The organism is Limnohabitans sp., from assembly GCF_046052825.1.
Lineage (GTDB): Bacteria > Pseudomonadota > Gammaproteobacteria > Burkholderiales > Burkholderiaceae_C > Limnohabitans.
Window position 1 is genome coordinate 1 of the sequence record NZ_JAVLFP010000040.1, and the last position, 22931, is coordinate 22931.

Sequence of the window (22931 nt, forward strand, 5' to 3'; positions counted from 1 at the left end):
CGCCAAAGCCTGGGGCGTGGACTTCGAGTGGCTCAAAGGCCGCTTTGCCACTCCCGCCATGATGAGCAAGCCTGGCATCACTGTCTCGCGTTGGATCGACGGTGTGTTGGAGAAAAACGAACTCATCGACCAAGACAGCAACCTGCGTGGCGTTTTCTACTGGGGCCATGCGCCGAACTCGCAGACCCGTGGCTTGGACATGAAACGCGCGATGGACAAGCTCGACTTGTTGGTGGTGGTCGATCCTTATCCTTCTGCCACCGCCGCCATGGCCGCCATGCCTGGCAAGGCCGAAGACCTCAACCCCAACCGTGCGGTGTACCTGCTGCCTGCGGCGACGCAGTTTGAAACCAGTGGGTCTTGCACCGCATCGAACCGTTCCATTCAATGGCGTGAGAAAGTCATTGAGCCCTTGTGGGAGAGCCGCTCCGACCACATGATCATGTACCAATTTGCCGAAAAACTCGGCTTTGGCAAAGAGCTGGTCAAGAACTACAAACTGCAAACAGTCAATGGCATGGACGAACCCATGGTCGAAGACATCTTGCGCGAAATCAACAAGTCGGTGTGGACCATTGGCTACACAGGTCAAAGCCCTGAGCGCTTGAAAGCGCACATGCGCAATATGCACTTGTTTGACGTCAAGACCTTGAAGGCCAAGGGCGGCAAAGACAAAGAAACCGGTTACGACTTTGGCGGCGACTACTTCGGCTTGCCTTGGCCCTGCTGGGGCACGGCAGAGCTCAAGCACCCCGGTTCGCCTAACCTGTACGACACCTCCAAACACGTCATGGACGGTGGCGGTAACTTCCGCGCCAACTTTGGCGTGGAGCGCGAAGGCAAAAACCTGTTGGCCGAAGATGGCTCGCACTCGCTGGGTGCTGACATCACCACCGGCTACCCTGAGCTCGACCATGTGCTGCTGAAGAAGCTCGGCTGGTGGGATGAACTCACCGATGCTGAGAAAGCGTTGGCCGAAGGCAAAAACTGGAAGACCGACAACTCGGGCGGCATGATCCGCGTCTTCATGCAAAACCATGGCTGCCACCCATTTGGCAACGCCAAGGCCCGTGCTGTGGTGTGGAACTTTCCAGACCCCATTCCGCAACACCGCGAGCCTTTGTATGGCACGCGTCCCGACCTGGTGGCCAAGTACCCCACGCACGACGACAAAAAAGCCTTCTGGCGTCTGCCCACCTTGTACAAAACCGTACAAGACAAAAACGTGGCTGACAAGGTCCACGAGAAGTTTCCGCTCATCCTCACCTCGGGCCGTCTGGTCGAGTACGAGGGCGGTGGCGAAGAAACCCGCTCCAACCCCTGGCTGGCTGAGTTGCAGCAAGAGGCCTATGTTGAGGTACATCCCAAGACGGCGGCAGATCGCGGCATTCGCAACGGCGAACGTGTGTGGCTGCATAGCCCCACAGGTGCTCGCTTGAATGTGCAAGCCCTGGTGACCGAGCGCGTCGACACCGGCACGGTGTGGATGCCGTTCCACTTCTCGGGCCGTTGGCAAGGTGCCGACATGCTGGCGCATTACCCCAAAGGTGCGGCGCCAATCGTGCGAGGCGAGGCTGTCAACACCGCCACCACCTACGGTTACGACAGCGTGACCATGATGCAAGAGACCAAGACCACGGTCTGCAACCTCGAACGCGCTTAAAGGAAATAACCATGGCCCGCATGAAATTCATCTGTGACGCAGAGCGTTGCATCGAGTGCAACGGTTGCGTGACCGCTTGCAAGAACGAACACGAAGTCCCTTGGGGTGTGAACCGCCGCCGCGTGGTGACCTTGAACGACGGTGTGCCTGGCGAGAAGTCCATCTCGGTGGCCTGCATGCATTGCTCGGATGCACCGTGCATGGCGGTGTGTCCCGTCAACTGTTTTTACAAAACCGACGAAGGTGTGGTGTTGCACGACAAAGACGTCTGCATCGGCTGCGGCTACTGCTCGTACGCTTGCCCATTTGGCGCACCTCAGTTCCCGGCGCAAGGCACCTTCGGTGTGCGCGGCAAGATGGACAAGTGCACCTTCTGTGCGGGTGGTCCAGAAGCCAACGGCAGCCAAGCCGAATTTGAAAAATACGGTCGCAACCGTTTGGCCGAAGGCAAGCTGCCTGCGTGCGCTGAAATGTGCTCGACCAAAGCTCTGCTTGCCGGTGACGGCGACGTGGTGGCCGACATCTTCCGCAACCGCGTGGTCAAGCGCAACAAGGGCGCCGAAGTCTGGGGTTGGGGCACCGCCTATGGTTCCAAACAAGCAGGTCAACCACCCGCTGCTGAAGGAGCCAAAAAATGATGTCGCGTACTTCGCTGTTGACCGTGCTGGCTGTGGCCAGCGTGGCGGGCTTGAGCGCCTGTGGTGAAAAACCGCAAACCCTCGGCACCCAAAATGACGCCACCGCCTACAGCGGTGTGACCAACGCGTTCGCCGCACCCGGCTGGAAAGCCGGTGACAAGAACAGCTGGGAGCAGCACCTGCGGACCCGTGGGGAATACGGCATGAACGACCACACACGCGCACCGTGAACCAGGGGCACACCATGTCACGTTCTATTCCATCGGTGTTGTGTGCGGTGTTGACGGTGCTTGCACTGTCAGCCAGCGCGCAAGACAAAGCCGCCGTGCCAGTCGCAGCCGCAACGCCTGCTGTGCAGAGCGTCAACATCCAAGATGTCAAACCGGATGCCAGCGATGCACCGGGCTACGCGGATCAAACCAACGCCGAGCGTGCCAAGGTGCAGCCCGGCAACAACGCACCCGTGTGGCGTGATGTGGGCAAAGGTGTGGCGGGCTACAGCAGCTTGCCCAAAGACACCGCGCCTGAAGCGGGTGTGTTGATTCAGCCCTTTGTGCAGTACCCCGGCTCACGTGTGACCAACGCGGGTGAGGCTTGGCGCCAAGTGCGCAACCAGTGGCTCATTCCTTACGGTGGTGCGCTGCTGTTGATCGTGGCCGGTGCCATTGCCGTTTTCTTTTGGCGCAAGGGCGCGATTGCCATGCACGGCAAGCCCACGGGTCGCGAGATCGAGCGCTTCACGCCATTCGAGCGCTCTGCCCACTGGGCCAATGCGATTGCGTTTGTGGTGTTGGCCATCTCAGGGTTGACCATGGCCTTTGGCAAGTTTGTGTTGCAGCCCATCATCGGTGACACCTTGTTTGGCTGGCTCACCTACCTGCTCAAGAACGCGCACAACTTTGCGGGGCCTTTGTTTGCGGTCTCGCTGGTGGTGGTGTTCATCACCTTCTTGAAAGACAACATGCCGCGCCAAGGCGACCTGAACTGGTTGCTCAAAGGCGGTGGAATTTTGAGTGGCCACGAAGTGCCCTCGCACCGCTTCAACGCCGGTGAAAAGCTCGTGTTTTGGGGCGGCGTGTTCTTCTTGGGCGCGGTGGTGGTGGCGTCGGGTTTTGTGCTCGACAAGATCGTCCCGGGCTTGATTTACGAGCGCGGCACCATGCAAGTCGCGCACATGGTCCACGCTGTGGCCACGGTGTTGATGATGGCCATGTTCATGGGCCACATCTACATCGGCACCATCGGTATGGACGGGGCTTACAAAGCCATGAAGACCGGCTATGTGGACGAAACCTGGGCCAAAGAGCACCACGAGCTTTGGTACGACGACATCCAAGCGGGCAAAATTCCCGCGCACCGCAGCCCCGAAGCACCTGGCGCAACAGCGCAGGCCTGATTTCAGGAGAATTTCTATGAACAAAATCCTCATCGCACTCTTGATGTCTGGCCTGAGCGCCGGCGCATTCGCCAAGTTACCGGCTCCCAGCGACGAAGCCAAGGCCAAGGCCGCAGAAGCCGCCGCCAAAACCGCGCACGCAGGCAAGATGGACGGCTACTTGCTCTGCAAATCGCAAGACAAAGTGGCAGCGCACGTGCAAAAAACCAACAAAGCCAAAGCTGGCAAGCCTGTCGCCACCGCGCCTTGTGCCGACCCTGGCAAGTTCGTCTACACCCCGCCCGAGGCTGCCCCTGTGGCGGCTGCGCCAGGTGCAGCGCCTGTGGCTGCCCCGGCTGCTGCGCCTGCAACAGTTCCCGCCAAAAAATCTTAAATCCACCACAGCTTGGCTGTGCATCGGGCCGCACCTGTGGGTGGCGGCCCGTTTTGTTGTAGCCTGCTCCCATGTCAGTTGTTTTGAATCTTCCCCACCTCACCCAAGCCCGAGCCCCTTTGACCCGCGAGGTCAGCGTGCTCAATGAGCATGGCGAACGCAGCACAGTGTCCATTCCTGCCGAGCGTGCGCTCACGGTCTATGTGGACACCCGTGAAATCGTCACCCTCATGACCTTGGGCGCGCACCCCGAGTTGCTGGTGCTGGGCTATTTGCGCAACCAACGCTTGGTGGGTGCTGCACAAGACGTCGCATCCATCACGGTCGACTGGGACGCGGGCGAGAGTGGGGCCGGTGTGGCGGCTGTCAAAACGCACGCGGGCATTGCCGACATCCAGGCGCGCACCGCACACCGCGTGGTCACCACCGGCTGCGGCCAAGGCAGTGTGTTTGGTGACTTGATGGACGAGATCGACACCTTGGTGCTGCCCGAGGCGCAGTTGAGCCAAGCCCGTCTGTATGCCATCTTGAACGCCATTCGCGTGCAAGAGAGCACCTACAAATCGGCTGGCTCGGTGCACGGTTGTGCCTTGTTCGACGGCGAAGCCTTGCAGGTGTTTGTCGAAGACGTTGGCCGCCACAACGCCATCGACACCATTGCGGGTTGGATGTGGATGAACGGGGTCGTCTCGGGGGCAGCGTCGAGTTTTTACACCACCGGTCGCCTGACCAGCGAGATGGTGATGAAGTCGGCCCAGATGGGGGTGCCAGTGGTCATCTCGCGCAGCGGCATCACGCAAATGGGCTACGACTTGGCCGAGCGCTTGGGCCTGTGTACCTTGGGCCGCGCCACCAACAAACATTTCTTGGTCTACACCGCTGCACAGCGGGTTCAGCTCGACCCCAGCTTGGCACAGCGCCGGGAGGCGCCATGACGTCTACCAGCACCACCCACAGCGGCGCATGGTGGTCCATCGCGTGGCGCAACCTCTGGCGTGACGCCCGGGCTGGCGAACTGCGTTTGCTGTTGGTGGCGGTGGCTTTGGGGGTCGCGGCCTTGAGCTCGGTCAGCTTCTTGGCCGACCGCATGAACGCGGGCTTGCAACGCGATGCGGGCCAGTTGCTCGGTGGCGATGCGGTGGTGGTCAGTGACAACCCAACGCCCTCACACATCGTCACCTATGCCCGTGCCCTGGGTTTGCAAGGTGTCACGACCCTGAGTTTTCCCACCATGGCGCGGGCCGAACAAGCCCAAGGCGGCGAGAGCCGTTTGGTGGCCCTCAAGGCGGTTGAGTCCGGTTACCCCTTGCGCGGCCAACTCAAGCTCAGCGCCAACCTGGCCCAAGCGCAAACAGCCTTGGCGCAAGGGGCAGGGGCGGGCAACGCAGCTGGCCAGTCTGGCGTGAGCGTCGCCACGGGCATTCCTGCCGCAGGCGAGGTCTGGGTAGAGCTCGGCGTACTGGAAGCCTTGGGTTTGAACACCCAAGACCGCTTGATGCTGGGCAACAGCAGCCTGCGCATCACCCAGGTGTTGCTGCAAGAGCCCGACCGAGGCGCGGGCTTCATGAGCTTTGCGCCGCGCGTGTTGATGAACAGCGCGGACCTGGCGGCCACGGCCCTGGTGCAGCCCGCCAGCCGTATCACCTGGCGCTACGCCGTGGTGGGGCCCGCAGCGGCGGTGCAGCGCTTCAAAGACTGGGCCGCGCTTGAGTCCAAAAAGCCCGAGGTGCGCGGTGTGCGGGTCGAGTCGCTGGAGGCGGGGCGGCCCGAAATGCGCCAAACCTTGGACCGAGCCGGCAAGTTTTTGAACTTGGTGGCCTTGCTGGCGGCCTTGCTCAGTGCTGTGGCGGTGGCCTTGGCCGCGCGTGCGTTTGCGGCGCGCCACTTGGACGACTGCGCCATGCTGCGCGTGCTGGGACTGAGCCAACGCAAGATGGCCTGGGCCTACAGCCTGGAGTTCGTGCTGGTGGGCGGCGTGGCCAGCGTGTTGGGCTTGGCGCTGGGCTATGGCGTGCACCTGTTGTTTGTGCAGTTGCTGGCGGGCTTGGTGGAAACCCATCTGCCGCCAGCCAGTCTGTGGCCTGTGGTCTACGGCCTGGGTACCGGCTTGACCTTGTTGCTGGCCTTTGGCCTGCCGCCCGTGTTGCAACTGGCCAGCGTGCCGGCGCTGCGGGTGATGCGTCGCGATGTGGGGCAACTCAAGGCCACCACCGTGTCGGTGTGGGCCTTGGGGTTGGTGGGCTTTGGGGTGTTGTTGGTGGCGGTCAGCCGCGATCTCAAGCTCGGTCTGATGGTGGTGGGCGGTTTTGCGGGAGCCGTGCTGGTGTTTGCCGGCATGGCGTGGCTGGCGGTGTGGTTGTTGCGGCGCTCGGTGCGCGAAGGGTCCGCCCCACCGTGGTTGATGCTGGCCACACGGCAAATCAGTGCCCGACCGGTCTATGCCATGGTGCAGGTGAGCGCTTTGGCGGTGGGCTTGCTGGCCTTGGCCTTGTTGGTGTTGCTGCGCACAGACTTGGTCAGCAGCTGGCGCAACGCCACACCCGCCCATGCGCCGAACCGTTTTGTCCTCAACATCCAGCCCACCCAAGCGGATGCGTTCATGCAGACCTTGCGTGAGGCAGGCGTGCGCCAATTTGACTGGTACCCGATGGTCCGAGGTCGGCTGGTGACCCTCAACCAACAAGGCGTTTTGCCCGAACAGTACAAAGACGAACGCGCCCAGCGTTTGGTGGACCGCGAGTTCAACCTGTCCTACAGCGCCCAAGCGCCCACCCACAACACCATCGTGGCCGGCACGTGGGTGCCCGAAGAAGCCAACGCCATGAGCGTGGAAGAAGGCATTGCCAAAACGCTGGGCCTCAAACTTGGCGATGTGCTGAGTTTTGACATCGCAGGTGTGTCGCACGCAGCGCGCATCACCTCCATCCGGCGGGTCGACTGGACCTCGATGCGCGCCAACTTCTTTGTCATGTTTCCGGTCAGTCGCATGAACGATGTGCCCTTGAGTTACGTCGCGGCCTTCCGCGCGCCGACACCCGCACGGCTGCCCAACGCCAACCCTCGCGACAACTTCGACAACCAGTTGGTGCAGCGTTTCCCCAACTTGACCAATGTCGACATGGGCGCCACCTTGAACCAAGTGCAACAGGTGCTGGCCCAAGTGGTCCGTGCGGTCGAGTTTTTGTTTTTGTTCACCTTGGCGGCAGGCTTGGTGGTGTTGTTTGCGGCTGTCACCGCCACGCGTGAAGAGCGGGCCCGTGAATACGCCGTGCTGCGTGCGCTGGGTGCGTCCAACCACTTGCTGGCGCGGGTGCAACGCGCCGAGTTGGCCGGGGTGGGCGCCTTGGCAGGCTTTTTGGCATCGTGTGTCGCCATGGCTTTGGGCTGGGGCTTGGCACGTTTCACCTTTGAGTTCAACTGGAACCCCAGCCCTTGGGTGCCCTTGATCGGGGCAGCCACTGGCGCTGGACTGGCCTTGGCCGCCGGCTGGTGGGGCTTGCGCGATGTGTTGCGCCGTCCGGTGGTGCAGACCTTGCGTCAAGCCAGCTTGTGATGACTCACGGTGGATGGCGTCGACAATCAGCCCCATGACCATCGACGACGACATCCCTACAGACCCAAGTCACACACCGTTCGCATGGATCGGCGGCAAAGAACGCGTCCATGCCTTGACCGAGCGTTTTTACGACCTGATGGACCTGGAGCCCGGCTACACCGCCTTGCGTGCGGCGCACGGCCCCGATCTGTCCAACGCGCGTCAGCGCTTGTTCATGTTCTTGTGCGGCTGGTTGGGCGGGCCCAACGACTACATCGAGCAACATGGCCATCCCCGTTTGCGCATGCGCCACATGCCGTTTGCCATTGGCATCCTGGAGCGCGACCAGTGGCTGGCGTGCATGGACCAGGCCATGGGCGAAACCGGTGTGCCGCTTGAGTTGCGTGAGCGCTTGAAAACCAGTTTCTTTCAAACCGCCGACTGGATGCGCAACCAAGGCGTGTGATGTGCCGCTGGCCTGGGGCCCATGGCCCATGGGCCATGGTCATCCCGGCGCGACCTCTGTCTCCTTAAATGTTGCCTGGTGCCAGCAACACCACCAAGGCGCCTGCACCGCCGTCTGAAGGCTTGGCCTGCACAAAGGCCAGCACCTCGTTTTTTTGCACCAGCCAGCGCTGCACTTTGGACTTGAGCACCGGCTCTTTGCCGGGCGAACCCAAGCCCTTGCCGTGCACCACACGCACGCAACGCCAACCCATGCGCTTGGCGTCCCGAATGAATTGGCCCAAGGCGGTACGTGCTTCGTCGCTGCGCAAGCCGTGCAGGTCGAGCTGGCCTTGCATGCTCCATTCACCCTTGCGCAGTTTGCGGGTGACGTCGGTGCCAATGCCGGGACGTCTGAAACTCAGTTGGTCATCCACGTCAAGCAAGGTGCTCACGTCAAACTCGTCGCTCATGCTCTCGACCAAGGCGGCTTGGTCGTCGAGGTCTTGTTGCAAAGGCCAAGGGGCGCTGCGCTGGGGTGGCAGATGGACCCGCTCTTTCACAGGCAAGGGCTGCACCGCACCGACAGCGCGGACAAACAGGTGGCGCTCTGCCTCGGCGCGCCGCTCGGCTTCGCGGCGGGCCAGTTCAGCGGCTGCAGCGGCTTGGGCCGCGTCGCTCAGTTGTTGTCGAATCGCCCCCAAGTCTTGCAAAGATTTGGATTTCACAACAAGCCTTCTTCTGCCATCGACAGATACTGCCCCTGCGCCACGATGATGTGGTCGCGCACCGCCACATCCACCAAGGCCAAGGCTTCGCGCAGGGTGCGCGTGAGGTGCAAGTCGGCTTGCGAGGGCTTGACCGTGCCGCCGGGATGGTTGTGGGCCAGCACCACGCCATCGGCACCCAAGGCCAAGGCGGTCTTGGCCACCTCGCGTGGGTAGACCATGGTTTGGGACAAAGAGCCTCGGAACATGGGCTGGTAAGACAACAAGCGGTTGTGCGCATCTAAAAACAACACAGCGAACACCTCGTGTTTGAGTTGGGCCAATTCAAGCTGGAGGTATTGTTTCACTGCTTGGGGTGAACTCATGACCGTGGTTTCGCGTAATTGTTGGGTCAAGGCACGCCGGGCAATTTCAAGCACCGCCACCAACTGGGCGCGCTTGGCCGTGCCGCCCATGCCTTTGCAGGTTTTCAAATCGGCGGCGCTGGCGTGGATCAGCCCTGCAAAGCCATGGAAGCGGTCCAGCAACTCTTGTGACAAGGCCAGCACGTTCTTGCCCGCCACCCCGGTGCGCAACAGCAAAGCCAACAACTCGGCATCGGTCAAGGCGGCCGCGCCATGTGTGATGAGCTTTTCCCTCGGACGCATCTCGGGGGGCAGGTCTTGCAGGCGCATGGGCTCGGTCATGGCGGGTCCTCCGTGGGGGGCTGAGAGCTTTCTACAATGGAGCCATGTCTGCACCCCATTCCAGTGACCACCCTACCATCGGCCCCGGCTCGTTTTTAACCTTGCACTATCGGCTTTCGGGACCGCAGGGCGACATCATCAACACCTTCACCGAAAAACCTGCCACCCTCTCGTTGGGCTCGGGCGAGTTGTCGCCAGCGGTGGAGCAGCGCCTCATGGGTTTGGCCGAAGGCGTGCGCACCACGTTTGAGTTGGCTGCCGGTGAAGCGTTTGGCGAGCGCAACCTGGACATGCAGCAATGGGTGGGCAAAGGCTTGCTCAAAGAACTGGGCGATCCGCTGGAGCAATACGCTGTGGGCGATGTGGTGCAGTTCCCTGCGCCCAATGGCCAGGGCTCGTTCGCGGGGGCTGTGCAACAAGTCAGCGAAGACGCGGTGTTGTTTGACTTCAACCATCCGCTGGCAGGCCAGCCGGTGACGTTTGAAGTACAGGTCATTGGCATCCTATGAGCCGCCTGCAAGACATCGTGCTGGCCGAGCCGCGTGGCTTTTGTGCGGGCGTCGACCGCGCGATTGAAATCGTTGACCGAGCCCTGCAAAAATTTGGCAAACCCGTCTATGTGCGTCACGAAATCGTGCACAACACCTATGTGGTGGAAGACCTCAAGCAGCGCGGTGCCATCTTCATCGAAGACTTGAACGATGTGCCCGCTGGCGCCACCTTGGTGTTCAGTGCCCATGGCGTGCCCAAGTCGGTCGAGCATGAGGCCCAGCGGCGTGGCTTTCGGGTCTTTGATGCCACCTGCCCACTGGTGACCAAAGTGCATGTGGAAGTGGCCAAGCTGCACAAAGAAGGTTACGAGTTCATCATGATTGGCCACAAAGGCCACCCCGAGGTCGAAGGCACCATGGGCCAGTTGAGCAGTGGCATTTATTTGGTGGAGGACGTGGCCGACGTCGCACGCATTCAACCCAAGCAGACCGAGCGCTTGGCCGTGGTGACCCAAACCACCTTGAGCGTGGACGACGCGGCTGACATCTCCCGCGCGGTGACGGCACGTTTTCCCCAGGTGCGCCAACCCAAGCAGCAAGACATTTGCTATGCCACGCAAAACCGTCAAGATGCAGTCAAGCTTTTGAGTAAGCACGTCGATTTGGTCATTGTGGTGGGCAGCCCCACCAGTTCCAACAGCAACCGTTTGCGCGACGTGGCCCAGCGCTACGGCGCCGAAAGCTACATGGTTGACAACGCCGAAGAACTCCAAGAGTCCTGGTTTGAAGGCAAAACCCACATCGGCTTGACTGCTGGTGCTTCTGCACCCGACATCTTGGTGCAGCAAGTCATTGCCCGCATCCGCGCCTTGGGCGCACTGTCGGTGCGCACCTTGGACGGTGTGCAAGAAACCATCAAGTTCCCATTGCCCAAGGGGCTCAAGTAGGGCTCATTACAATGCAGGGATGCTAGACATCACCCTGCTTCGCCGCGATTTACCCCACGTCATCGCCCGGCTCGAAACCCGCAAAACCCCACAAACTTTTTTGAATGTGGCGGCCTACCAAGCGCTTGAAAACGAGCGCAAAACACTGCAAACCCGCACTGAAGAGTTGCAATCCAGCCGCAACAGCTTGTCCAAACACATTGGTCAGCTCAAAGCCAAAGGCGAAAACGCCGACGCGGTGATGGCGCAAGTGGCCGATCTCAAAGCCGAACTCGACAGCTCGGCCGTGCGCTTAGACGCCTTGCAAGCCGAACTGCAAACCCAGCTGTTGGCAGTGCCCAATCTGCCGCACGACAGCGTGCCCCTGGGGGCCGACGAACATGGCAATGTGGAACTGCGCCGTTGGAGCCCTGCGGGCACCGACCCCGCGCCCTTGGGCTTTGCGCCCAAAGACCATGCCGACTTGGGTGAACCGCTGGGCCTGGACTTTGAAATGGGCGTCAAGCTCACGGGCTCGCGCTTCACGGTGATGAAGGGTCCGATTGCCCGTTTGCACCGCGCGCTGGCGCAGTTCATGTTGGATGTACAAACCCAAGAACACGGCTACACCGAGTGCTACACGCCTTACATCGTCAACGCCGAAAGCCTCAAAGGCACGGGCCAGTTGCCCAAGTTTGAAGAAGACTTGTTTGCTGCCAAAAAGGGCGGCCAAGACGGCGAGGCCAGTGGTGAGAACACCGCGCTGTATTTGATCCCGACCAGCGAAGTGCCCTTGACCAACTTTGTGCGCGACGTCATCGTGGCCGAGAGCGAGTTGCCCATCAAGTTGACGGCACACACCCCGTGCTTTCGTTCCGAAGCGGGCAGTGCAGGGCGCGACACCCGTGGCCTGATTCGCCAACACCAGTTCGACAAAGTGGAGATGGTGCAAATCGTTCACCCCGAGCAAAGTTACGCAGCCCTTGAAGACATGACGCGCCATGCCGAAGCCATTTTGCAAAAGCTCGGCTTGCCCTACCGCGTGATGGCCTTGTGCACCGGCGACATGGGCTTTGGTGCCAGCAAAACCCACGACCTGGAAGTGTGGTTGCCCGCGCAAAACACCTACCGCGAAATCAGCTCGGTGTCGAACTGCGAAACCTTCCAGTCCAGACGCTTGCAAGCGCGGTTCAAAAATGCCCAAGGCAAAAACGAGTTGGTGCACACCTTGAACGGTTCGGGCTTGGCCGTGGGCCGCACCTTGGTGGCGGTGTTAGAAAACCACCAGCAAGCCGACGGCAGCATCCGTGTGCCTGAGGTGCTGCGCCCCTACCTGGGTGGCATCGCGGAGTTGCGCGCATGAAACACCTGTTCGTGGCCATCTTGGCCTTGACCTTGGTGGCGTGCAGCTCCACCGCACCCTCGGTGAGCTTGGAGAACGGCCCCACCAGCACCACCGCGCGTTTGGGGGTGGACCAACTGGGCAACACGCCCTTGCCCGTAGGCAGCAAGATGCGTGGGCCCGAGTCTTTGGTGTTTGGCGTGGGTGACAACTGGATGGGCCGCGCCGTGGTGGAGTTGCCTACCGATGCGTCAGCCAGTTACAACTTCTTTGCCGATCAATTTCCGCGTCAAGGATGGAGCTTGGTCGCGGCTGTGCGTGGCAAGAAAAACCTGTTGGTGTTCACGCGTGCAGACCGTTCGGCCACGGTGGAGTTGGACGAAGGAGGCTTGTTCAGCAACGTGGTGGCTTACATCACCATCAGCCCAACAGGCACTGCGCCCACACCCGCGTCTGCTGTGCGTCGCCCCTGAGATAGAATAGATGACTCGAACACAGGAGCGATGGCAGAGTGGTCGAATGCGCCGGACTCGAAATCCGGTATACGGTTATGCCGTATCGAGGGTTCGAATCCCTCTTGCTCCGCCAGTACAAAGACCTCAAACCTGCTCAGCAGGCCTTGAGGCAGCCTCAGGCCCCGCACCATGCGGGGCTTTTTGCTTTGGGCTCCTGACTGCGACCTGCAGCAGCGACCCCGGAAGGTCGTCTCAAACCCTGTTTGTCTCAAAACCTCATGACTTTTTCCGACTTGGTTCCGAGCCGTGAATTTACGGGTGAAGGCAAAACAGGCTTTGAACCAAGCCGAACGAAATTTCGTTGTTCAGAGTGCTATGGCCTTCAGCCGGTGATGAACACGTTGAGCCTGGTTGCGATTCGTTCACGACGCACTTCAAGGAACTTCTTGTAGGCGGGGGTGTCGAGCAGCTCTGGATCAAGCGGTATCTCTTGGACGCTGAACCCCTCTTCGCCGCTCTTTGCTGCAAAAAAGGCAAGGTACTCTTTTGGTGGCTTGTCGCTGATGACTCGATTGGTCTTGCCACCAATGAAGGCCAAGTTGGCTATATCGTCGGCCTCTCGCGAAATCACGCCCGCCTTGGTGAGCACAGCCTTTGGGAAAATATGGTGGAACTGAAGGCGATGTTGAACGCCATTGTGGTCAAGTGCAATCGTCAGATTGGAATGCCAGTCTTTTGCGCCAGCCGACCGGAAGGCCAAGAACATGGTTTTAAACAATGCACTACGCTGGTTTCTACCAGATAGCTCCTCAGGGGAAATTTCGAGCCTGCCAACCTGTGAGCGCAGGCGGTCTATCAGGTCCTGGATGGTGCCCCCATCTCGAATCGAAGCAATGTCCTGGTCGAGCAACGTCTCACTAGAACCGCGCGAGAACCTGCCTTTGGCATTTGCTGCCAGCACCCAATACCGCAGTAACTTGGACTCATCCGCTGAAATTTGGTAGTTGCGCTTGTGACCGAAATACGAAATGGCCACCACCATGAACGGCGAAGACAGCAAGGCTGGGCTGTCAATACCGACGTTGTTCTTGAGAAAATTCATGGCGAAGTTCATGCCTTCGCATGCTTCACTCCACGCTTTTTGAAGCCGGGTGATGTCAAGCGAGCTCACCGTCTTGAAGCGAGATTGTCCAGTGGCCATTGCCACCATATTCTTCAAGTGGATACCCAATTCAAGGTCAAATCCGACTTCTTTGCATTTGCCTTGGAAGGCTTGAAAGGTATGAAGTGAGTTTTTCCACTTTGCCGTTATTTGGGCCAGCGCAAGATCCGAGCTTCGAAGCTTTGCGCCAAGTGAGTTGACGCGCACAAAGATCTCAGTCACCTCGTCATACGAAAGCGTCCGCTCGAGAACGTCCATGCGGTAAACATATTTTTTCACGGCCCTAAGACGATCAAGCCGCTGCCCATAAAGGTCTGCACGAGGGTCATCAAAAGAGGTCACTCCAGCCCGTTTGAGGAATTCGGTGTTGCTGGTGCTCTTGAAAACTTCTGATACTTTGACCCAGCGCGGACTACTTTCCAACTTGCGGGTCGACACAACGAAGGTCATTTGGTTAAAACGCTGCTGGAGTTCATCCTCAGAAGCGTCCTCCTGATCGGGCTCGGTGTCATCAACGTCACTTTCCTCATTAATTTCCATGAAGCCCTGAAGCTCGTTGGGGTGCTCAAGGTTGAAAAGAATTTCAATCGGGCGCTTTCTGCCGCGAACATTCACAGGCTCACCCCGAATCACAGCCGAAAGTGATGTGAGCCGCTGCTGCCCGTCTAAAAGCAGTCGAGTTGTTTTGTAGGGGTTGCTTTGTTGGCCAACCGCCATCGCCTGCAATGGCACGTCTTCATCGGTTTCCCAAAGCAAGATCGCCCCAGAGGGGTAACCACGATAGAGGGAATCAAGCAAATCACGAACCCTGGTTGATCGCCAAACATACTGGCGCTGCATCTCAGGCAGGCGTAGTTCACCGCGTTCAATCATTCCGACAAGTTCTTCAACTGATGCTTCTGCTTTGGCCATATAAATTCCTCGAAATTTCGTAAATCAATGAAACTATTCGTGGACTTGAATCATCCAATCGGCCCAAAGTGCCTACTCTTGAAGTAAATATGTTTGAATAGTTTCAAGATTAAATATTCCAAATTAGATATGACTTGAGCTCAGAATATGCTTCGCCGCCTCTGCATTTGTCAGTATTTTCCAGCTCCATCGATAGGATGAGTATAAAAATGAGGTGCCATATGCTTCGGTGAGTTTTGCCTCAATTAAAAATTTTGTCCCAATGGGATGGTTTCGTCGCATTGAGCCAGAGCATTCCACTTTCAAGTTTGTATCCAAGCCCTGTCCTGGTAGCGGTCGGGCAGGCGGTGCGCCAGTTGAACCTTCCCTGGCACCGCTGTAGGTTTCTATTACGATTTTTCTGTAATTACTCATAAAAACCCTTCTATGAAACATTTTGTACAAGCACGTCAAGCCTATTCGAGATTTAAGCTTTGTGCTTGGCAAGTAACTCATCCAAGGGACTGCCTTTAGAAATAAAAGGGGTCACAACTTCCGTAGATAGAGCGATGACCAATTCATTTCGTTTGATTGCAGACACACGGGTAACTCGTGGTGTATCAGCACCAAACGCGCTGATGATGAGTAAGCGCCCATTCGCGAACGCATCTTGTTCTTCTTTGGCTAAGCGATAGCCGCTAGCAGAAAAACAGCGGGCCAGCACCTTTACTGCGTGACCATTGCGGCGAAGCAGTGAGCGGAGCACTTGCTGTTCGAGCGGTGAGTGGAAGCCACTGACGATTACGCGACCGGCCTTGACCCACTGCGGGACGCGTTCGAGGGTTGCAAGCAAGACATTGCCGGGGCATTCGCGGGAGGCTATTAGGCCAAGCAACGGCTTGCCTATCAGCAAAGTCTCGCCAACGCCGACTACTCGCGCGGCGAGTTCAGTGCCGACACGTGGAACGCAAAGGACTGGCAGGGTGATGGCCGCAGGCTTCATTCTTCTTCATCAGTCGCGCCCATGCGGTACTTGATTTCAAAGTTAAGGAAAAAGTCCTGCTGTTCTTTCGTTAGCCCCAGTTCATTACCTAGCACCTGATCGATCTTATCCAGAATATCTTTTGACATTCTTGGGTAGAACTCCTCGTACACGACATTTCCAGTAGTTTTTGAGGTCTTTTCTTTTGTGGCCTTATGAGTTCGATAGCTCTTCATCAACTGATCTGACAAATCTACAAGTTGTTGTTTTCCACCAGTCGATATCTTTTTGGGAGAAATTGGGAATGCGCGAAGATCCGATGGATTCAAATCTCTACCATTCGTAGTCAGCATGAAGTGCCAATAAAAAAGAGTGCTGCTGAGTAAACTAACCGCTATGTCACGATCCGCCTTTGAAGCAAAATATAAATAACTCTCCCGACTCGAAACGGAAGGAACGCCGTTTAACAAGAACTGAGGCTGAAAAGTTGTGAAAATTTTCCAATATCTACCGCCGCCAATTCTGTAAAAAATCTTGTGTTCGGAATTTCGTACAAAGGCTTCTGCTAAGGTTCCAAGTTTGGACATAACGCTTGATATTGCATTTGCTTCTATCTCTGCTGATATCTTGGGAATTGCATATCCTCTGATGCGATTACCTGCAGAGAAATACACTGTTGTATCGAACAACGAAGCTCTGAATTCGGTGGGCCATTTCCTCAGAGGGGTTGTAAATGTGCCGATACGCTGTATTGATGACTTTCTACTTAGCGCGATGGTGAGTAATACCTCTGCCCCACTGAAAAGCTTTGCTGGCCTCTCCGCGTAGTTGCTTAACCAACTAACAGAAGATTGATTGTCGATTACATCCTGTACATCACTCATCCGTTGAGTGCAAACAAGGCTAACAGGCACGATCATTCCAAAGCGAGACGATTTTGACAACAATCCAAATGATCTTTCGATACAAAATGCCCACAGGTTGCCACAGGCCAGGGTTTTCATTTGACCAATCGAATAGTCATTTCTGACTTTGCTGTATTCAATGTACGGAGGATTCCCAATAACCACATCAAATCCGCCGTCGCGCATCACTCCATAGAACTCTGCGAACCAGTGAAAAGGCTGATGGCTGACTCGCCAAGCAGCGAACTCATCCTTCTTTTTTGGGTTGATGCCATAGTCCTGCGCTAGATAGCGATCCAGTTCCAAGCTCAGGCCATTTAACTTGTCGCGCAGCTTACGCTTGTCGTCGGCCGTAATCTTGCCGCCGTGCACGGTCTGCTGCTGGCGGAAGAAATCAAAAGCATCTGCGAGATCAGCGGTACTAGCCCTGATTTCGTCACGGTGCGACTGGTCGCTGGCGAGTGTGTTCCCCGCGTCAAACTGTCCCTCGGTAGCGTAGCCGACCAACGTATTACCAGCCCGGATGTTGAAGTCGATGTCTGGCAGCGGCTCAAGTTCGCGCCCTGCTGCTACTTGGGATACCAGTTTGAGGAAAAGGCGCAGCTTACAGATTTCAACCGCTTCGGCCATGATGTCCACGCCGAATAGGTTGTGCAAGATGATGTTTTTGTAGATGAAGTAGCTGCGCGAATGATGGTGCCCGACTTCCTCCAATACTTTTATGAAATCGGACTCCCCCGGTTTGCCGAGCTTTTTCGCATCCTCGACAAAGCCCTCCATTCTGTCTAGGCAAGCTTCGTAGAGCGGTTCGAGAACGTTGAGCGCGGCGAACAGAAAGGCGCCCGAGCCGCACGTAGGGTCAAGGATGGCGATGCCGTGGCGGAATTTTTCGTTGGCTCGCTCCGGCACGCGCCCAACAATGGCCTGCCAAATAGCGCGTAAGAGATCAGGGCTAGTGCAGTTGTCGATCACGTCCTGCATGAACTGACGGATGTCGAGATTAAGCGTGACGAGGTCGTCTGCGCTTTTTACCTCTCCATTCGTTAGCTTGTCGCGAACGTCTATACAGCGGCTGCGGCGATCCACATACTCGCGCCAAGTTTCTGTGGGCAGCGTGCCTCGCTGTGTTTGGCCATTAGAGGATGTAATGTGGAAGACGGCCTCCCCCAAGTTATAGCGGCGCTCGAACATACGCGCCTTGGGATCATTCATGCCCGTTTGCACGAAATCGGGCAACAAAGCGACTGGCACCAGTTGGCCGTTAGGGTCTATTACACCGGTTTTCATCGCGGGGTATATGTAGCGGTCTGGGTCGTTTTTAAGCAGCGACCAGACGGATAAATCGCCCTCGAAGGCTACTTTGCAGCGCTCCCGTGCCTGATCAAGCAGGTGAGGGATGACGGTGTTTTTGCTGATGTACTCGGTGATATCCTCTTTGGTGTAGTACGCCCCCATCTGCTTCTGGTTGATGTACTTCTCAAAGATGTAGCCCAGCACATCTGGATTGATCTCGCTGCCCGAAGACAGCGGCCGGTCGTCAAGGTGCCAGTCGTAGGCGTCAAAAAACTTAAAAAGGCGCTGAAAGGCTTCGTCTGGGATTTCGATGTCGGGGTTGGCAACCTCGAGTTCATGCACGTCGAAAAGTCCGCCGTTAAGGTAGGGCACGTCACCGATCAGCTTTGACAGATCAGTGACACGAGTCCTTTTGTGTTGCCCCAGTCCTTCATGGAAAAGGCGACGAAGGAACTGGCGATAAAAGGTATGAAACTTGCCTTTACCTGCCTGCTGTCGCACTGCTTCCATTCGGTCCGAAAGATAGTTTGGGTTGCCATCCAGAAAGCCTTTTTGCTGGATGAAATACACAAACATTAGGCGGTTAAGCATCAGCGAGGCGTACCAAGCCTGGTCCGTCTCGGCATCTATACCTTCAATGAAATCTGAAAAAGCTTGGTGCTCGGTCTTGAAGTGGTCATAGAAGCGCTTCGAAACACGGTCACGATCAAAGGCACTACGCAAGCCCTTGATGACGTCGGTCAGAGTAATAGCCTCTTCCTCTTCAAGGGACCAGACGATTTGATTTAGCTTTTGACGCAGTGCCTCGCCGCTGGTGCCTTTGTGCCACGTGTGTGTTCTGGTGGCTGCTGGTTGGCCAGGGACGCGAGCTACCCATAGCCAGGTCATTACTTTCTGCGTAGCATCTGCAAAAATTAGCAAATGCTCATAAGACAGCTTCGTGGCCTCTTTTTCTATTTTTAGAAGCGTGGCTCTAGGTGGAACAGACCCCAAGGCATCGGGTGAGCACATAAACACAGCGACACCGCGTTTATTTGCCACGTGCGTTAGCGTAAATGTATAACCATTGACCGGCACAGACTGTGGCCGTAGGCTGGGGTTGTCCCAGCCGAGCTCGTTAACAAACAAGCGGCTAAGTTGAAACTCGTTTAAGAGTTTTTGAAATTGGGCGGCGTCAATGGTCATTTTGTCTTCTTTGTTTTTATGCTCGTGATCAAGCCAAACCCATGCTGCAGATCAGCTTAGATTCACGATTGGCGTCTTGTTCATCTATCAAGCACAGGCGACCGTCCTCTCGCAATGACAGGACGAGTTCAACCAACTCCGGGTCCGCAAGGCCTATTTTAATTTGGCGATTCAGTGTGTCAGTCGCTGTCTGGTACAGGGGGAATCTGTAAATATCCTCCAACGTTCGTTCGATTCGCCTTACATGCTCATCCGTAATAAAAAGATCCCGAGCATTTCCTAATTTATCGCGGTAACGCTTGATTCGTTCGTAGGTCTTGAAACGGGCTCCAGACGGACGCCCCAAAGCACCGCCAAATGATTTTTCTTCTTGAATAATGTGCGCCAAGCCCTTTTGTGTAAGGGAATGGTGATGTTCAGTGCGTGGCAGTGCTTCGGTATTGGGAGCACATGCTGCTGCACGCAAGATGGTCAGTTGTGACTGCGTGACTGACTCGCCAGCTCCATTAATCCAAGCCAGCGCATCATTGCCCTGCGCAGTACGCATGTAGACCAAGGCTCCCTTCGGGGCCTTTGGCGTTTCGACGTGAGCCTTGGTGGCGTATGCGACATCAGGCATGGCTTCGATGGTCGAGGCAATAGCGGGATCTGCATCTATAGCGTTTTTCCAGATTTGGTAGGCATAAGAAGCCAAGTCCACTTCGTTATCCCCATCGTCATCAAGAATTCCGCTCTTTTCGGTATACAGATCTCGTATGGATTGCTCGTTTGTTTCGTCATCAAAGAAGGTCTCATCAGATCCAACAACTTCGCCTTGCTCTTTGAGGCGTTTGCGAACACGGGCTCGCAATTGAAGTAGGGTCTCAACGCCATCTGCCGGAACAAATGAGTAGCAGAAAATTTCATCTGCCTTTTGACCAATTCGGTCTACACGACCAGCGCGTTGAATAAGTCTGATGATGGCCCAAGGCAAATCGTAGTTAACGACTATGTGCGCATCTTGAAGGTTCTGGCCTTCGGAGAGCACGTCAGTGGCTATCAATACGCGTAGCGCATCGCCTGATTTGATGGTGTCCAGCTTCTTATTTGATTCTGGTGAGAATCGCCAGGCAAGGCTGGTAGGGTCACCTGTGTTTCCAGTTGCGTCTTCGATTTGCTTAACGCCCATTGCAGCCAATTGAGTCTTTACATAGCGCGCGGTATCGGCGAATTGTGTGAAGACTAAAATTTTCTCCTTGCTATGTGTGGTGCGAACCAATTTTGCTAGCTCGGCGAGTTTTGAATCTCTGGCTGGATCCCAGTCGCCACAATGCTGCAATACAGCCATGAGGCTTAGTGCATCTGCCTGCAAGTCCTTAAATAGATCGTCCATGAACAAAGAGCTAGGCAGCCATTTAAAGCGCTTCTTAAAAGGCCCCGAGTAAGCCTGATACGCTTTGGCGGCACGGGCACGGAAGGCATCCTCTGTGCGCAGGGACGTTGTTATGTTGGTGACGACCTCTTGATCGCCTGATTCTTCTTCATCGTCCGCTCCAGCCAAAATATCGTCTGGATCCTCATCGTGTGTTTGGGTGTCCAGGAGTTCGGCCCCCTGTGTGCCCAATGGGATATCCAGACCATTTTCAATCGCATGCATTACGATAAAGTTTCGCAAGACATGTCTCTCAATTGAGAGTAAAAAGGCGGGGCCTGCGCTTTCGAGTCGTTTGAATAAATTCGTACGGCAAAATCCCATCAATCGTGTGCCTGCACGCGAAAGGCCCTCAATGACATGCGCTTGATTTGGTGTTGGGGGTGATTTTGGTTTGTTTGCGACGTAATTACCCAGCCCATATCGGGGCAATGCCAAGGCGTTGATAGCGTCGACCACTGTCGTTGAGTAAAAGCGCGCGTAAGGATCTGACTTGTCTGCCCCTTTGATAGAGAACTTCAAATTTTTAGGGATTCGCTTCGGAAAATACGATTTAGTTCCATCTGGGAACAGCAGGTACTTCCCGCGTTCATCGCTTTTCGCATAGTGCTGCATGATGAAGCCTCGTGTACGGCGTACCATGTATAGGCGCATCAAGTCGCGCCAATCGTCTGCATCATCACTCTTTTCAAAAGCTGCAAGCGATCGCACGGCACACTGATGCCGTCGAATGAATTCATGCTCTCCGCCGAGGTGGCTAATCAACTTCTCTGGGCGAATACCAATGTCGGCATCTTCTCTGAGAAACAAAGAGAGTTGCGATGAGAGATCGATGTATGTTTTGTTGTAAGGGGTGGCAGATAGAAGAATGCATAGGCTGTCGTTCCGCTCTATGTATTCCCGGATTGCCTTGTAGCGCTTGCCTTCTTTGTTGCGCAAGTTGTGCGATTCATCAACCAACACGACCCGGTAGCGACGTGTCTTTTCTGGCAGCTCTGCCATGGCTTTAGATAGCGAAAGAACTTTGGCTTGAAGTCTGTAGCGAAAGACGTAGTCTTCCCACATTGGAACAAGGTTTTTAGGACAAAGGATCAGCGTCTCGGTTTGATGGTCTTCTTCAAAAACCTTGGCAAGCGCAGTTGCCATCATTGACTTGCCTAAACCGACGACGTCGCCAATGAGCACTCCGCCCCTTTTATTCAAATGGTGGGCAGCAATCTTTACCGCCGCAACCTGGAAATCAAAAAGCTCTTTGCCGAATATTTTTGGAATCGTGAATTCGGAGAGTCCAGCGCGCGCCTCTTGCGCCAAGTGATAAGCGATCTTTAAATAGACATGGTATGGAGGAATAAGTCGCTCACCAGCCCAACTTTCGTCAATGATGTCGGCCAACTCCTTTGAAATATCGACGCACCATCGATCTTTCCACCGGTCTTCAAACCAATCGACTAGCTTGTTGCATGCATCGTGCTCTAAGACGTCGACATTGAGTTCGCCCTGCTTAGCCAAGCCAGCCAGCGTTAAATTCGAACTTCCTAAAAATCCTGTGACCGGATTGTTGGCATCGTTGCGGTGAAGTAAATAGAGTTTTGCGTGCAGGGGATGACGCAGGTAGACCTTGACAACCAGCTTCTTGCTTCTGATTTGATGGGACAGTTGCCGAAGTGAAGCTTCGTCATCGTTAGTCGGCACACCGAACGTCAATTGCTGCTTGAACTCTTCTGCAATGCGGCGTTTTTCACGAACTGCCGTCTGATTGTCTAGGCCATCATCGTCCTCACGTTGGCGAAGCGAATGCCTTAGCTCATCGCTTGGCGACACATGCATTCCAACCAGCAATCTGCAGCAATTGCCATCGCCACCGTCCCATTTTTCAACATGCGGCGACAGATGCCTCCAACCCCTCAAATTGAAGTAGCCCACACAGAAGTCGGCGCGTTCCGCAACCTTCATGGTCTCCTTAAGCGCGGGGAGGAGTTGCTTTTCAATGTTGTCAAATATTCTTGGCATAGTTTTTCCTGTAGCTTGGCTTTGCAAGTTAAGTTCGTTTGCCGCTTGATACCTGTTCTTTGCGCTCTGCAATCCAGGCCTCTAGGTCTGGTCGCTGAAAGCGCCAAGACCCAGAAACCTTGAAGCCCGGAACAATTAGGTCATACCTGATACCAAGCAATTTGGCTAATTCAAAATTTAAGTTCATTTTTCACCTACTTCAATAGTGCCGAAAATCCTGGATTGCTTAGATACAAATGATATGACCGTGGATCAAGCGCATGGTTAGGTGTGCAATCAACTGCCCATTTTCTTAGCGCATAGCCTACCAACGTCGCTCGCATATCCAACACATGCGCCGATGGAGAGCTTCTTTGGTACATTCAAAACGGAAAGCCTGCATCACCACTGCTTTACCACCCGTGAGCAGGCTCGG

18 protein-coding genes and 1 tRNA gene are annotated in these 22931 nt (G+C 56.1%); 13 read left to right on the forward strand and 6 right to left on the reverse strand.

Going from position 1 to position 22931, the window contains the following annotated elements:
- The 8 genes from ACKWJN_RS06425 to ACKWJN_RS06460 form a co-directional block, all read left to right on the forward strand.
- A partial coding sequence (locus ACKWJN_RS06425; RefSeq protein ID WP_408595524.1) for a formate dehydrogenase subunit alpha occupies positions 1–1663 on the forward strand: 1663 nt, incomplete at its 5' end.
- Between the two features lie 11 nt (positions 1664–1674).
- Positions 1675–2301 carry a formate dehydrogenase FDH3 subunit beta gene (fdh3B, locus tag ACKWJN_RS06430; RefSeq protein WP_408595525.1) on the forward strand — a complete coding sequence of 209 codons (627 nt, stop codon included), beginning with the start codon at positions 1675–1677 and terminating at the stop codon, positions 2299–2301.
- The gene (locus ACKWJN_RS06435; protein WP_408595526.1) at positions 2298–2531 is read left to right on the forward strand and encodes a hypothetical protein; all 234 of its coding nucleotides are present in this window, start codon (positions 2298–2300) and stop codon (positions 2529–2531) included. Before fdh3B ends, ACKWJN_RS06435 begins: the two co-directional genes overlap by 4 nt.
- Before the next feature lie 14 nt (positions 2532–2545).
- On the forward strand, positions 2546–3697 hold the full coding sequence (locus ACKWJN_RS06440) for a formate dehydrogenase subunit gamma (RefSeq protein ID WP_408595527.1): 1152 nt from the start codon (positions 2546–2548) through the stop codon (positions 3695–3697).
- 16 nt (positions 3698–3713) lie between these two features.
- Positions 3714–4070, forward strand: coding sequence for a hypothetical protein (locus ACKWJN_RS06445; protein WP_408595528.1), 357 nt, complete (start codon positions 3714–3716; stop codon positions 4068–4070).
- Between the two features lie 71 nt (positions 4071–4141).
- Positions 4142–5005, forward strand: a complete 864-nt coding sequence (locus ACKWJN_RS06450; RefSeq protein WP_408595529.1) for a formate dehydrogenase accessory sulfurtransferase FdhD — start codon at positions 4142–4144, stop codon at positions 5003–5005.
- Positions 5002–7623, forward strand: a complete 2622-nt coding sequence (locus ACKWJN_RS06455; RefSeq protein ID WP_408595530.1) for an ABC transporter permease — start codon at positions 5002–5004, stop codon at positions 7621–7623. Before ACKWJN_RS06450 ends, ACKWJN_RS06455 begins: the two co-directional genes overlap by 4 nt.
- A gap of 34 nt (positions 7624–7657) precedes the next feature.
- The gene (locus tag ACKWJN_RS06460) at positions 7658–8071 is read left to right on the forward strand and encodes a group II truncated hemoglobin (protein ID WP_408595531.1); all 414 of its coding nucleotides are present in this window, start codon (positions 7658–7660) and stop codon (positions 8069–8071) included.
- 64 nt (positions 8072–8135) lie between these two features.
- Here ACKWJN_RS06460 and ACKWJN_RS06465 read toward each other — a convergent pair whose 3' ends face one another.
- Positions 8136–8777, reverse strand: coding sequence for a Smr/MutS family protein (locus ACKWJN_RS06465; protein WP_408595532.1), 642 nt, complete (start codon positions 8775–8777; stop codon positions 8136–8138).
- Positions 8774–9451: a RadC family protein gene (gene radC, locus ACKWJN_RS06470; RefSeq protein ID WP_408595541.1), complete on the reverse strand. Its 678-nt coding sequence runs from the start codon at positions 9449–9451 to the stop codon at positions 8774–8776. Before radC ends, ACKWJN_RS06465 begins: the two co-directional genes overlap by 4 nt.
- 56 nt (positions 9452–9507) lie before the next feature.
- On the opposite strand from radC, the gene ACKWJN_RS06475 reads away from it, so the two are divergent.
- The 5 genes from ACKWJN_RS06475 (at position 9508) to ACKWJN_RS06495 (ending at position 12810) form a co-directional block, all read left to right on the forward strand.
- On the forward strand, positions 9508–9972 hold the full coding sequence (locus ACKWJN_RS06475) for a peptidylprolyl isomerase (protein ID WP_408595533.1): 465 nt from the start codon (positions 9508–9510) through the stop codon (positions 9970–9972).
- Complete coding sequence (gene ispH / locus ACKWJN_RS06480) at positions 9969–10901, forward strand: 4-hydroxy-3-methylbut-2-enyl diphosphate reductase (protein ID WP_408595534.1); 933 nt, start codon at positions 9969–9971, stop codon at positions 10899–10901. The genes ACKWJN_RS06475 and ispH overlap by 4 nt, the downstream gene beginning before the upstream one ends.
- Positions 10902–10920: 19 nt before the next feature.
- Positions 10921–12243, forward strand: coding sequence for a serine--tRNA ligase (serS, locus tag ACKWJN_RS06485; protein ID WP_408595535.1), 1323 nt, complete (start codon positions 10921–10923; stop codon positions 12241–12243).
- Positions 12240–12695, forward strand: a complete 456-nt coding sequence (locus ACKWJN_RS06490; RefSeq protein ID WP_408595536.1) for a hypothetical protein — start codon at positions 12240–12242, stop codon at positions 12693–12695. Before serS ends, ACKWJN_RS06490 begins: the two co-directional genes overlap by 4 nt.
- Before the next feature lie 24 nt (positions 12696–12719).
- A tRNA-Ser gene (locus ACKWJN_RS06495) sits at positions 12720–12810 on the forward strand.
- 249 nt (positions 12811–13059) lie between these two features.
- Here ACKWJN_RS06495 and ACKWJN_RS06500 read toward each other — a convergent pair.
- The 4 genes from ACKWJN_RS06500 to ACKWJN_RS06515 all read right to left on the reverse strand — a co-directional run bounded on the left by ACKWJN_RS06500 (position 13060) and on the right by ACKWJN_RS06515 (position 22516).
- Complete coding sequence (locus ACKWJN_RS06500; protein WP_408595537.1) at positions 13060–14751, reverse strand: DUF262 domain-containing protein; 1692 nt, start codon at positions 14749–14751, stop codon at positions 13060–13062.
- Positions 14752–15217: 466 nt separating this feature from the next.
- Complete coding sequence (locus tag ACKWJN_RS06505; RefSeq protein ID WP_408595538.1) at positions 15218–15733, reverse strand: DNA-processing protein DprA; 516 nt, start codon at positions 15731–15733, stop codon at positions 15218–15220.
- Positions 15730–19095, reverse strand: a complete 3366-nt coding sequence (locus tag ACKWJN_RS06510) for an Eco57I restriction-modification methylase domain-containing protein (protein WP_408595539.1) — start codon at positions 19093–19095, stop codon at positions 15730–15732. The genes ACKWJN_RS06505 and ACKWJN_RS06510 overlap by 4 nt, the downstream gene beginning before the upstream one ends.
- 28 nt (positions 19096–19123) lie before the next feature.
- Positions 19124–22516, reverse strand: a complete 3393-nt coding sequence (locus tag ACKWJN_RS06515; RefSeq protein ID WP_408595540.1) for a helicase-related protein — start codon at positions 22514–22516, stop codon at positions 19124–19126.
- Positions 22517–22931: the final 415 nt, after the last annotated feature.

Excerpts from the sequence above, each read along its gene's own strand:
- fdh3B (WP_408595525.1), top strand. The coding sequence starts at position 1,675 with ATGGCCCGCATGAAATTCATCTGTGACGCAGAGCGTTGCATCGAGTGC.
- ACKWJN_RS06435 (WP_408595526.1), top strand. The coding sequence starts at position 2,298 with ATGATGTCGCGTACTTCGCTGTTGACCGTGCTGGCTGTGGCCAGCGTG.
- ACKWJN_RS06440 (WP_408595527.1), top strand. The coding sequence starts at position 2,546 with ATGTCACGTTCTATTCCATCGGTGTTGTGTGCGGTGTTGACGGTGCTT.
- ACKWJN_RS06445 (WP_408595528.1), top strand. The coding sequence starts at position 3,714 with ATGAACAAAATCCTCATCGCACTCTTGATGTCTGGCCTGAGCGCCGGC.
- ACKWJN_RS06450 (WP_408595529.1), top strand. The coding sequence starts at position 4,142 with ATGTCAGTTGTTTTGAATCTTCCCCACCTCACCCAAGCCCGAGCCCCT.
- ACKWJN_RS06455 (WP_408595530.1), top strand. The coding sequence starts at position 5,002 with ATGACGTCTACCAGCACCACCCACAGCGGCGCATGGTGGTCCATCGCG.
- ACKWJN_RS06460 (WP_408595531.1), top strand. The coding sequence starts at position 7,658 with ATGACCATCGACGACGACATCCCTACAGACCCAAGTCACACACCGTTC.
- radC (WP_408595541.1), bottom strand. The coding sequence starts at position 9,451 with ATGCGCCTGCAAGACCTGCCCCCCGAGATGCGTCCGAGGGAAAAGCTC.
- ACKWJN_RS06475 (WP_408595533.1), top strand. The coding sequence starts at position 9,508 with ATGTCTGCACCCCATTCCAGTGACCACCCTACCATCGGCCCCGGCTCG.
- ispH (WP_408595534.1), top strand. The coding sequence starts at position 9,969 with ATGAGCCGCCTGCAAGACATCGTGCTGGCCGAGCCGCGTGGCTTTTGT.
- serS (WP_408595535.1), top strand. The coding sequence starts at position 10,921 with ATGCTAGACATCACCCTGCTTCGCCGCGATTTACCCCACGTCATCGCC.
- ACKWJN_RS06490 (WP_408595536.1), top strand. The coding sequence starts at position 12,240 with ATGAAACACCTGTTCGTGGCCATCTTGGCCTTGACCTTGGTGGCGTGC.
- ACKWJN_RS06500 (WP_408595537.1), bottom strand. The coding sequence starts at position 14,751 with ATGGCCAAAGCAGAAGCATCAGTTGAAGAACTTGTCGGAATGATTGAA.
- ACKWJN_RS06505 (WP_408595538.1), bottom strand. The coding sequence starts at position 15,733 with ATGAAGCCTGCGGCCATCACCCTGCCAGTCCTTTGCGTTCCACGTGTC.
- ACKWJN_RS06510 (WP_408595539.1), bottom strand. The coding sequence starts at position 19,095 with ATGACCATTGACGCCGCCCAATTTCAAAAACTCTTAAACGAGTTTCAA.
- ACKWJN_RS06515 (WP_408595540.1), bottom strand. The coding sequence starts at position 22,516 with ATGCCAAGAATATTTGACAACATTGAAAAGCAACTCCTCCCCGCGCTT.